The organism is Emergencia sp., assembly GCF_048465375.1.
Taxonomy (GTDB): domain Bacteria; phylum Bacillota; class Clostridia; order Peptostreptococcales; family Anaerovoracaceae; genus Senimuribacter.
This window is the reverse complement of sequence record NZ_DBFWLQ010000007.1, coordinates 241,619-252,927: the sequence shown is the minus strand read 5'-3', so window position 1 is coordinate 252,927 and position 11,309 is coordinate 241,619. Positions and strand designations below refer to the sequence as shown.

Annotated in this window: 13 protein-coding genes; 1 reads left to right on the top strand and 12 read right to left on the bottom strand. The window is 46.0% G+C overall.

Going from position 1 to position 11,309, the window contains the following annotated elements; all coding sequences use genetic code 11:
* The 12 genes from ACMQ5W_RS06140 to ACMQ5W_RS06085 all read right to left on the bottom strand — a co-directional run.
* A partial coding sequence (locus ACMQ5W_RS06140; RefSeq protein ID WP_419024245.1) for an Rv2993c-like domain-containing protein occupies positions 1-284 on the bottom strand: 284 nt, incomplete at its 3' end.
* Between the two features lie 25 nt (positions 285-309).
* Positions 310-867 (bottom strand): hypothetical protein, encoded by a 558-nt coding sequence (locus ACMQ5W_RS06135; protein ID WP_419024243.1) that lies wholly within the window; start codon positions 865-867, stop codon positions 310-312.
* A gap of 1 nt (position 868) precedes the next feature.
* Entirely contained in the window at positions 869-1,528 is a 660-nt protein-coding gene (locus ACMQ5W_RS06130) for a CatA-like O-acetyltransferase (RefSeq protein ID WP_419024241.1), read from the bottom strand.
* Positions 1,529-1,549: 21 nt separating this feature from the next.
* Positions 1,550-2,887 (bottom strand): sodium-dependent transporter, encoded by a 1,338-nt coding sequence (locus tag ACMQ5W_RS06125; RefSeq protein ID WP_419024239.1) that lies wholly within the window; start codon positions 2,885-2,887, stop codon positions 1,550-1,552.
* A gap of 263 nt (positions 2,888-3,150) precedes the next feature.
* Entirely contained in the window at positions 3,151-5,175 is a 2,025-nt protein-coding gene (locus ACMQ5W_RS06120) for an MATE family efflux transporter (protein WP_419024237.1), read from the bottom strand.
* A 266-nt stretch (positions 5,176-5,441) separates the two neighbouring features.
* Entirely contained in the window at positions 5,442-5,924 is a 483-nt protein-coding gene (locus tag ACMQ5W_RS06115; protein ID WP_419024254.1) for a nucleotidyl transferase AbiEii/AbiGii toxin family protein, read from the bottom strand.
* A 174-nt stretch (positions 5,925-6,098) separates the two neighbouring features.
* Positions 6,099-6,518 carry a nucleotidyl transferase AbiEii/AbiGii toxin family protein gene (locus ACMQ5W_RS06110; protein WP_419024235.1) on the bottom strand — a complete coding sequence of 140 codons (420 nt, stop codon included), beginning with the start codon at positions 6,516-6,518 and terminating at the stop codon, positions 6,099-6,101.
* Positions 6,519-6,710: 192 nt separating this feature from the next.
* Entirely contained in the window at positions 6,711-7,073 is a 363-nt protein-coding gene (locus ACMQ5W_RS06105) for a VOC family protein (RefSeq protein WP_419024233.1), read from the bottom strand.
* 95 nt (positions 7,074-7,168) lie between these two features.
* Positions 7,169-7,495: a VOC family protein gene (locus tag ACMQ5W_RS06100; RefSeq protein WP_419024231.1), complete on the bottom strand. Its 327-nt coding sequence runs from the start codon at positions 7,493-7,495 to the stop codon at positions 7,169-7,171.
* A gap of 185 nt (positions 7,496-7,680) precedes the next feature.
* Positions 7,681-8,979, bottom strand: coding sequence for a glutamine-hydrolyzing GMP synthase (guaA, locus tag ACMQ5W_RS06095; RefSeq protein ID WP_419024229.1), 1,299 nt, complete (start codon positions 8,977-8,979; stop codon positions 7,681-7,683).
* A 71-nt stretch (positions 8,980-9,050) separates the two neighbouring features.
* Positions 9,051-9,974: a fumarylacetoacetate hydrolase family protein gene (locus ACMQ5W_RS06090; protein WP_419024228.1), complete on the bottom strand. Its 924-nt coding sequence runs from the start codon at positions 9,972-9,974 to the stop codon at positions 9,051-9,053.
* Positions 9,975-10,063: 89 nt separating this feature from the next.
* The gene (locus tag ACMQ5W_RS06085) at positions 10,064-10,984 is read right to left on the bottom strand and encodes a LysR family transcriptional regulator (protein ID WP_419024226.1); all 921 of its coding nucleotides are present in this window, start codon (positions 10,982-10,984) and stop codon (positions 10,064-10,066) included.
* 119 nt (positions 10,985-11,103) lie between these two features.
* Here ACMQ5W_RS06085 and ACMQ5W_RS06080 point away from each other — a divergent pair, with 119 nt between their 5' ends.
* Complete coding sequence (locus tag ACMQ5W_RS06080; protein WP_419024224.1) at positions 11,104-11,304, top strand: 4Fe-4S dicluster domain-containing protein; 201 nt, start codon at positions 11,104-11,106, stop codon at positions 11,302-11,304.
* Positions 11,305-11,309: the final 5 nt, after the last annotated feature.

Here is an 11,309-nt window from a genome sequence, read left to right as displayed (position 1 = left end):
TGTTCCTTGTAATTGACGCCCACGCAGAGAATGTCATGAATCGGTCTGGTAATGGGAGCCAGCAGTTGTACTTCTGCCAGAGGAATACCCTTATGGTCAGCATCAGCGTCCAACGCTTCCTTAACAGCATCAAGATCCGCATCAGAAACACCAGCGATAAACTCTATCATGTTTTTGCTGCTTGTATCCGGGAGAAGCTTTGATAGTTCCAACACCTTCTCCCCATTTTCTGACAATACGCCAAGGGACGTCTTTCCCTCATATCTATATGTAAGAAATCTCATGTTTTGGCTCCTTTCTCTTTACACATTATCGTTCAAAGGCCACTTTGTAGGCGCCAAGCAGTTCCTGCGGCGGAATCCTCATGGCCTCTGTAACCGGCTTTGTCCACCTAAATTCACAGTCACAGTATTCTTTGCGGGAAGTAATCTTTTCCGCCGGCACAAAAGTCGTATCTTCTCCATCGATATAAAAGCAGCCGTCGTTGTCGCCTTCAGCGGGACAGCCGCCTTCGATGCCCACGCCGGTAAATTCTATGTCAAGAAACTCTGTTTTAAAGACTGTCGTTATCCCTTTCGTCTTATCTTCAACACCTGGTGTCGGCTCACCAAAGTGCTTGTCTTCGTCTGCATAATCAATCTCTGTGCCTGGGCTTTCCCAAACGTTCAGGTTGAGCCAGACCCTTCTGCCCTGCGATGCAACCGGCGTATTGTGTTCGATTCTCACATAAGTTCCATTTTTTTCATCGTGGATGATTTCTATGTTGATGCGCAAAACGGGCCGGAGAGATTCATAGCCTTCACTCAGTAATGCCTTCACTTTCCCATGATCCACCCTGTATGCCATTACAAATTGTTCTATCTTCATGTTAAATCCTCTCATCAACTGTTAGCGCATCGATTTCACGCTGCAAAGTATCAAAAAATAGCCCCGCATGGTACCCGTCGCACACAGCATGGATGACATTGAGGTTTACGGGCATCAAGACATGTTCGCCTGCACGTTCATATTTTCCCATGGTTATGACTGGAAAAAACTGCAGACCTCCGCCGACGATCCTACTGTTGAAACTTGTAAAGGCTGTCCACGGCGCAGCGGAAACGCAATAGAAATTTGCAGGCTGATCCTGCCGCGCTTTGATGCCTTTTACGTCCTTATACTTTTCCATGTCGCAAGTGATAGCTTGATAGAAAACCTCAAAATCTCTGTCGTACTCTGACCAGCAGTCGGAAAAGGTTTTGTCATCGTTATGAAAAATGGTATAGTTCGGCACCACATGATCCCAAACACACAGATTGCCTTCTTTGTCCTGGAACATTTTAAAATTATCAATACTATTTACTGTCTTCGACACCAGGTAAATCAGTGTCGCATAAAACTTTTTTCCATTTTGCTGGCAGTAATCCAGCAGTTTTTCCACCTTAATGTTGGCAGTCATATTATATTGGATTTTGAGTACCTTCGTGTAATACTCAAAATGCTCTCTGCGAGGCCAGTTGGCCATATCAATTTTTTCCCACGTGCTCATCAGTTTTTCCTTTCACATTCATCAACCAATTCCTCCAAAAATTGCCCCTGCAATCAGCGCGATGAGAGCCAGCGGGACAAATACAAATTTCCCCATTGTTACAAACCACGGACCAATCGGTTTGACTGCACCCTCATTGACCGCTTTTTCGGCATAACCTTTCCCCGCTACGTAGAAGAACATGATGCCCGCCAACATTGCCCCAAGAGGACAGACATAAATCGACACGGCATCCATCCAGCCGGAAACGATTGCCTGTATTAAAAGCGCAACAATGCATCCGATGACAGCAATGGTTCCGACAGCTGTGATCCGTTTGAATCCCAGTTTTTCCTGCAAGGCTGCGACTGGAACCTCATACAGATTAATCAAAGAAGTAATCCCAGCAAGCATGACGCATATATAAAAGACGATTCCTACGATCGTGCCCGCCGGCATGCCGTTAAACACATTTACAAGATAGATAAACATCAATCCCGGGCCTGCTGTGTCAAGGGCCGCACCGCCCACTGCCATGGAGGGAATGATAACCAGAGCTGCCAGCATAGAAGCGATGGTGTCGAATACAGCGATATTCATCGCTGATTTCACCACGTTTTCATTTTTGCCCAAGTAGGAGCCGTAAATTACCGTCCCGTTTCCGGCGATAGAAAGTGAGAAGAACGCCTGTCCAAAGGCAAAAATCCAAAGTTCGGGATTCAGCAGGCCCTTTGGGTTCAGTGTAAATATGTACTGATAGCCGCTTTCTGCGCCTGGCAAGGTGAAGATATAGATGCCTAGCAGAATAAACAGGCCAAACAATGCAGGCATCATCACTTTGTTCACCTTTTCGATGCCGCCTGCAACGCCGAAGGCCATGATAGCCAGAGTTACGCCAACTGCGATCATCAGCCAGAGATTATTTCCCCATGCTGAAGCAGTAGATCCGAACATCCCGCCGATGGCATCCATATCCTGCCCCATGGCTGACAGCTTTCCCGTCAGCGACATAAAGGTATATTTGAAAATCCAGCCCACTACCACCGTATATCCGATGGCCAGACAAAGGGCGCCGACTACAGGGATAAAGCCGATCCACTGTCCGAAGGTTTTGCCGGTTCTGATTTCCGTACACTTTCCAAAGGCGCCGATAGGACCTGCGCCGGTGGATCGTCCGAGGGCGATTTCCTCAATGACGCCTGTAGACCCGATCAAAATGACAAAAAGAAAATACGGTAGTAAGAAAGTCAATCCACCCCATGCCGCTACCATATATGGAAATCTCCAAATATTTCCCATACCCACAGCAGAACCGACACACGCGAGAATAAAACCCCACTGACTTTTAAAACCGTCACGTTTCTGTTCTAAATGACTCATGATATACTCCTTAAATCAAATAAAATATATAGCTGCTTATTATTATACAGATTAAGAAGAGGCTGTGCAATTCTTTTTGTTCATGAAAACAAAACCTGAGCTTTAACATGACGCTTCAGTTCGCAGACAGATTCGCCTGAATCCATAGCTTCCTTTTCATAGAAATTCCGCTTATCCAAGTCAAGGGTGGACAGTAAGCTGCAAAGGCTTCTCAAAAAACGTTCCTGGAAATAAGGTGTTGGAGAGTTACAAAGATATAATGATTACGCGATTGTCAGTGATTTATTTCGCAGCTCGATATAATCGCAAATCATACTAGCAGCCGCTTCCACACCGCAGGAACTGTCGATGCAGAGATCATAGCTATGGGGGTCACCCCACTGCCCGCCCGAAATGCTGTTATAGTATGCAGAACGTGCCGCATCGGAACGGACGATACTTTTCCGTCCTGCTTCTTCCGTATCCCCGTACATTTCCATCACCTTTTTAACGCGATACTCTTTTGGAGCATGGATAAATATGCGGACTACGTCCCTGTAATCGCTCAAGACATAATCGGCGGCGCGGCCAACAATGACGCAAGAACCATTATCAGCAATCTTTCTGATAATCTGCTCCTGTGCAACAATTGCCTGCTGTACCACATCAGTGCTGAGGTATAAAGAGCGGAGCAGTTCAGGGGAATTCTCATTGATATCCGATACAAATTGCTGGTCTAAACCGATCTCCTTCGCCGCCAGCGCAGTCATCTCTTTATAATAACAAGCAACGCCCATTCTTTCTGCCACGAGCTGGGCAATTCTCTTGCCACAGGAACCATGCTCACGAGCAATTGTGACAATGATGCCTCTATGGGACGGACGAATGATCACATCTTCTGAAACAGGTTCGCCACCTGCGCCGGTTTCCATTGTTTTGAAATAACGCACCGTCAGGCACACGGCAACAATCATGCCGATGATGTCCGCGGCAGGCGCGGCAAACAGAATTCCATTGATTCCAGTGCCTGCCTGGTTTCCTTCAAAAATAGAGGGAATCAAAATCACAAGCGGCACAAAGCAGATGATATCGCGGGTAAGGGAGGCGATAACCGCCATTATAGGTTTTCCTACGGCCTGAAAGAAGATTGAGGACATTTTGATCACACAGGTGAAAATGACGAGGGAAAGAAAAACTCGGAATGTGCGCACTGCATATTCGAGATAGAGTCCGTCATTCCCTGAGCCGAAAATACCGATGACCACCTGCGGACAGATTTCAAAAATCAAAGTGGACACGATGCCGACCACAAGGGTGGCGATTAAAACGGTACGGTACGTTTCTCTGACGCGATTATATTTTTTAGCACCGAAGTTATAACCCAAGATTGGCTGTCCTCCGAGGACAATGCCGACCACGATATTGATGACAATGGTAAATACTTTTGTTTCGATGCTGATTACTGAAATGGGAATGTCCTGTCCATAGATGGACAAGGTTCCGTATTTCGCCAACATGATGTTGCAAGTCAAGGAGATAACGACGATAGACATCTGCGTGATGAACGAGGACGCGCCCAGTTTTAAAGCATTATTGAAAATCTTCAACTGCGGTACAAAGCTTCTCTTCGTCAGGCGGAAGCTCTTTGTTCTAAAAAAATACAGCACACTGACGAGGAAAGAAACCGTCTGTCCTACAACCGTTGCCCAGGCGGCGCCGGCAATCCCCCAATTCAAAGAAAAAATAAAGATTGGGTCGAGAACGATATTCAAAATTGCGCCCAGTGACATCGAAGCCATGGAAACCGCCGGACTTCCATCTGCACGGATGACGGCATTCATCATGTTCATCAGCATAAAGGCAGGGAAAAAGCAAAGTACGATGGTGAAGTATTCCATTGCCATTCCAATCGTCTGGTCAGATGCGCCGAACAGACGGAGCAGCGGCTCTTTGAACGCTGCACAGAGCACCAGCATAACGATACTGAGTATCAGCGTAGCAGTAATACCGCTGCCAATACAATGATGTGCATTTTGCGTATCCTTTTTTCCCTGGCAGATGCTCAGATACGCTGCGCTGCCGTCTCCGACGCACCATGCAAAGGCCTGTGCGATAATGAGAATGGGAAAGACGATGCCTGTGGCAGCATTGCCGAGATATCCTAATTCACTGTTGCCGACAAAAATCTGGTCGACAATATTGTAAAGCGCGCTGATCAGCAGTGACAGAATACAGGGAATTGAAAACTTCATCAGCAACTTTGAAATCTTCTCCTCCCCGAGCATGTGGTTTTGATTTGTTTGTTCCATAATTTTCCTCCTGATTAAGAATTTATTTTGGAGTCTTTATCAGAGAAAAGCTACCTAAAAACTTCGAAGGACAAAAAAATAGTGCGTAGAATTCGTCCGGAATTCTACGCACCTGGCTGCCCAACTCGATTATATTAACATAATTTTTCAAGAAAAGTCAAGGAGGATTTTTTGTAAACGCAAGAAGAAAAGCTTTGCTATATGTGCGAAGAGCCTTTCAAAAACTATGATTCCTCTAAGACAAAATTGTCCCTACCCACTTCTGCTCATACTTTGTCCAAATTGCTCTGCCACAGCACTTCCTGCGCCTTCCACTTCTTTGTAAACTCGTTTTCAGCAACGAACGCTTCCCACACTGGTCCCAAGTATACATCTATTCCATCTATGACTTCAGAAAAGGGCACAGGTGCATCGCCCAAAGTCTTGAGGAAATACCTCCATTTTGTCTGCATATCAGCATCGTCAGCCAGAGCCAGCACACGGTCAAAGCTGTCTTTCTCATAGGCAGTGCCTCGGTTCTGAAGGGTCTCCTGAATCGCCGTTTCGAGCTTCAGGCCATCAAAGTCGAAGGTCTTGGACAGATAGTAAATGTCGTAAAAATCCTTCATACGACCCGTCAGTTCAAAGCGCTGCAAAATGGCGTCGAGCTTCTCTGCTATGGTGCTTTCCAGAGAATAGGTAAGAATCTCCGGTTTCTCATAACCATCAAGCTGCGTCTGGATGTTACGCCGTTCTGCTTTAGGAACAATGACATCGCCACGCCGAGATCTACATGAAAAGGTGCACGGACATTCTTAATATAATCTATGATTTGAGTGCTGACTCCGTGATATTTCCGTTGCAGAGCAATGGACTCAGTCTTGGAAGTCTTGAAGGTCACGAAGTCATTACCCGTATCCACCGCAAGAATGTCAACAATGATTTCATCCATTCGAATCAGATCGAATCAGATCATTGTTCAAACCCCGCATGAGGAAATCCACATCCACGGTGGCACGACTCTCAAAGTCAGTCAGCATATAGATAAACAGTCCACCCTTGAGGATAAAGTTTTCCGCGTATTTGGAACCAGCCAGTTTACGCAGGAATTCTTCTTGAAAAAATAGCTGCAGGCATTGCTGATAGCTGATGCCAGAGGCCTTTGCTTTGTTTCTTAGTTTTGCAAGTACAGAAGCTGCAATATCTAACTTTAATCCTTCAAATATGTCAACCTCTCCGGCATCTTTTTGATTTATTGACGTACCGTGTCGAGTTTGATCTTTTACTCCATTATATCCCTTCATACCTCTAAAATAGTCATTAATACTATTTTCAGAACTTGAGGCGTTGAACAAATTGTTCAAACATATATGCTCAACTATTTAGATTAAATCACATAAGCTCGGTAAAACTTTTAAAAATATAACGATTCACAGCTTCATCGTATCAATAGTACGTCCTTCAAACAATATTCCTTATGTTGCAAAATAGTATCAGAGCAAATGTGGCTATGTATGGGGGATGTTCATAATTTCCCTATAAACAAAAACCTTCAATCACGCAAACTCAGCTATTACTATCTCGTTTCCATCAATATCGCTTAAACGAACCTCGTAAGTTCCCCAATCATATCGAATAGCATCAGAGAGAGTAATTCCTTTTTCCTTCAAACATTCCATCGTTGCATCAAGATTTGTTGTTTGAAAAACAAAGGATTGATGTCCAGTCGGCTGTGCACCCCATGCTTTGCAATCCCATATACAAAGAGTGGGGGCATTTTCTATAAAGCCAAGATAAACCCCATTTGAATCGTCCACGTCAGTCTTAATGAAGGGTATTTCTAATATCTGCCTATAAAACGCAATCAGTTCTTTCGCTTGTTCAGAAAAAATATTTGTGCAGTAGTATCCTGTTATCATCTTCTCGCCCCCAAAAATCATTTGCAAGATATAAGTAATATGTTGTATGTCTTATCCCCCAAAGACATCTTGGTCTAATATGGAGAAACTGTAAGCTACGATTCGTTCGTGCTTCCAATTTCGATTAGATTGCCTTCTGGGTCGGCAACATAAAAGTTACGGATTCCAAAAGGATAAGTGATGGGTTCTCCAGTGGGAAAGCGCAGTCCTAACTTTGATAGCCGCTCATATTCCACATCTACATCAGCAAAACTCGGTAGCCACAGGGCAATTTCAAATGTCTGGTTGATTCCCCTTGGTGGGATATAGCTCTCACCGATTGCCTTAACAAATTCTTTTCGACTGTACAGCCAAAAGGATAATGCACCGCTTGCTGTCTCAAACTCGGCGAAATCCCCGCCATCCCACCCCGGGAGCAGCACCGTCACATATCCCCATCAATGGTTGAGATGAACGGCTGCGCCGCCATTGACGAAGATATGCACCTGTGCTTGGTGGCAAACAAGGGGTTAAGGACAAGCCTTAACCCCTCTGGGTTCACCTCTTAAATGTCACGCAATAGGGGTGAAAAAAACAGTGTTTATGCTGGTTGACGGCATCTGCTATCCTATTCCCACTCAATGGTTCCACACGGTTTCGGTGTCATATCGTAACAAACTCTATTGACCCCTTCCACCTCTGCCAGGATACGGTCTGTAATCTTATGTAAGATCGGCCAGTCGATGTCCTCGATGGTCGCAGTCATGGCATCTATAGTGTTAACCGCACGGATGATGACTGGATATTCGAAGCTTCTGGCATTGTTCTTCACTCCTACAGACTTGAAGTCCGGAACGATGGTGAAATACTGCCATACCTTCTTGTCCAGTCCGGCCTTTGCAAACTCTTCACGAAGTATCGCATCGGATTCACGAACAGCTTCCAGCCTGTCCCTGGTGATCGCCCCCAGGCAGCGCACGCCCAGACCCGGACCTGGGAACGGCTGACGGTAAACCATGTCATATGGCAGTCCCAGTTCCACGCCGCAGGCTCTCACTTCATCCTTGAACAACTGACGAAGCGGTTCAACAAGCTCAAACGCCAGATCTTCTGGAAGTCCACCGACATTGTGATGTGATTTTACCACTTTTGCCGTCTTGGTTCCACTCTCTACGATATCAGGATAGATGGTTCCCTGTGCCAGGAAGTCAATACCAGAAAGCTTGCGGGCTTCCTCTTCAAATACGCGGATGAATTCTGCACCGATGATCTTGCGCTTCTGCTCTGGATCGTCAACATCAGCCAGTTTTCCGAGGAATCTTTCGCTGGCGTCAACATAGACCAGGTTGGCATCCATCTGGTTTTTGAACACCTCGATGACGCTCTCTGACTCGCCCTTCCTCATGAGGCCGTGGTTGACGTGGACACAGACAAGCTGCTTGCCGATGGCTTTGATCAAAAGCGCCGCTACCACAGAACTGTCTACGCCGCCGGACAACGCCAGTAAAACCTTGCGGTCGCCTACCTGCTCCTTGATCAATTCAATCTGATCAGCCACAAAATTCTTCATGTTCCAGTTGGTGTCAGCTTTGCAGGTGTCGAAAACAAATCCGCGAAGCTGCTCTTCTGTCGGCATCGATGCAAGCTTTGTCTCACAGAGAGCTGGTTCATGGTCGATAGCCATGACAGGATATCCGGCATCATAAATTTCCGGCAGAACGTCGATGTCTTTGCCGTCCACATTGCGATGTTCACCGCCGAACAAAATCACACCTTTTACATTAGGCAGCTTCACAAGCTCCTCTTTGGTGATGTCGTGAGGGTAAATCTCACTGTACACGCCCAGCGCGCGGATTTCCCTTGCCAGCGCCGTATTTTCACTGCTACCTAAATCTAATATTACAATCATATCTTGTTTCATAAGCATCTCTCCTCTTGTTTAATCTGTTTCTAGTTTAGCACAAATCAGCTGTGAGCGGAACAAAAATTTAACCGCCTCTATACCACGGACATCTTCAAAGTGCCGATGCCTTCCACTTCCATGTCGATCTTGTCACCTGCATGGACAAAAGGCTGCCTGCCCATATATTCCAGCATAGCGCCGCCGCCAATGGTTCCAGAGCCCAGCACGTCGCCCGGGTAAATCTTCGTTTCTCTCGAAGAATAGGCGATCAAGTCACAGTACGTGTGGTAAATGGACTTGGTGTTGTTCTCTCTAATCAATTCTCCGTTACGATAGAGTTTTGTTGCCATATCGTATTTTGACGGATCATCAGGCAGCGCGTACTTTTGCAGCTCGTCCATGGTAACGATGACCGGTCCCATGGAATTGGCGTAATCCTTGCCTTTTGCCGGCCCCAGCTGCATCTGCATCTCTTCCATCTGAATATCCCTTGCGCTCCAATCATTTAGAATCGTCATACCGAAGATATAGTCCGCGGCTTCTTCCTTCGGAACATTGATACCCTCTTTTCCGATTACGACGGCAATCTCGAACTCCATATCAAAGCGCTGCGAATGCGGATGCATTTTGATCGGCTCATCCGGACCAAAGAAAACGTTGGTGTTAGAAAAGTAGAAAGCAGGCAGCCGTCTCCAAACCGCGAGCATGTTCTTCATGGTAGTATCGTCAAAACCAGCAGCTGCTCCGCTGTTGACGACGTGCTCTTCAAAGCTCATAAAATCTCTGAACGTCCTCGGTCTTGGAATCGGCGACAGGAACTTTGCTTCGCTGGCAGCACAGGTCGGCGTGCTCTGCTCCAGCTTTTCGCAAATGATGGTTTTACATGTTTCATATTTCTCGATAAATTCTATCATGTCATTTGGCAAAGTCTCGTCAATTCCCTGAAAACTGTAGAAGTTCCCATCTTTGACCAAACCTGCATAGACATTGTCCTGATAACGAATCGTTGCTAATTTCATAGGTATATCCTCCTTCACTTCCCCAATCTTTTTGCTGTTTACAGTTTAGCACAAATCCCATGCGAGGGATATAAGATTCCAGAATTGATTCATCTTTTTAATTGATAATATCCGTTTTCGCAGTCGCTCCCTACTACTTCCTTCAAGCACCTGAGAAATGCGCCCATCTGCCAGACATCTCTTTTTTCCTCTTTCAGTGAAGCTCCCAGTTCACGATAAGAGAACGGCTTCAAGGGAAGAATTTTCGGAAAGCTCTCCTGGTCGCTTTTGTCCATGGCACACAGATCGATGGTCAAAGCCGGCAGAATGCTCATTCCTCGTCCCATGGCGATGCTCTTCATGACGGAGGCTGCGCTGGCTTTGTCGTAGAGGAACTCCACATCAACGCGATTTTTCTTCAGCAAAACCGGCACATTCCGATCTCTGCCAAAATCAGGTATAAAAATTTTTTCTCCCTCAAAGCTAGTGATGGCGCATTCCCCTTCCAGACTGCTTTCTGCAGGAAGAATTGCAAAAAATGGATCTTTCGCCAGGGTAATCCACTGATAATCTTTTGATGACCAAAGGAACTCCGTCAGACCGATGTCCACGGTTCCTTTCCCAATCCATTCATTAATCTCAAAGGGGTCCCCCGTCACCATGTCGATGTGGACGTCAGGATAAGCTTTTTCGAAGGCTGCAGTAGCCTTTGGCAGCCACTTGGATGCAATGGTATCCACTGACGCAATATGAAGCTTCTCCATCCGCTTCTCTTTTCTGGCTTGAATCATCCCCGAGAGCCGCTGATCCCCATCGACCAGCATTCTGATTTCACCGATCAAAGCCTTTCCGTCGTCGTTGAGTCTGACTCCGTTATAATTGCGTTCTAGAAGCCGCAGCCCGATTTCTTCCTCCAGACTATTCATAATATAAGAGACTCCCGCCTGTGTGTACCCCAGCTTCTCCGCTGCTTTGCTAAAACTGCCCGAATCCACCACGGTCAGCAGGACCGCAAATTTCTTTATATCCATAGGCACCCTCCGCTACATAAAAGACTTTCTTATACCCCATTATATTCTCTCGCTTCTCAAAAATCAATGGATGCTCTAACATAAATACAAGAGATTGATAGATAGAAAAGGAGGACGTTATGGCAAAGGTCGTAATAAAAAAAGAGTTATGCAAGAGCTGCGGCTACTGCATCAAATTTTGTCCGAAGAAAGTCCTGGAATATGGTAAAAAGGTAAACTCCAAGGGTTACGAATACGTTATATCTGTAAATGAAGACTGCATCGGCTGTGCCTCTTGCGGACGTATTTGTCCGGCTGGTGCAATCGACGTTTATAAATAGGAAGG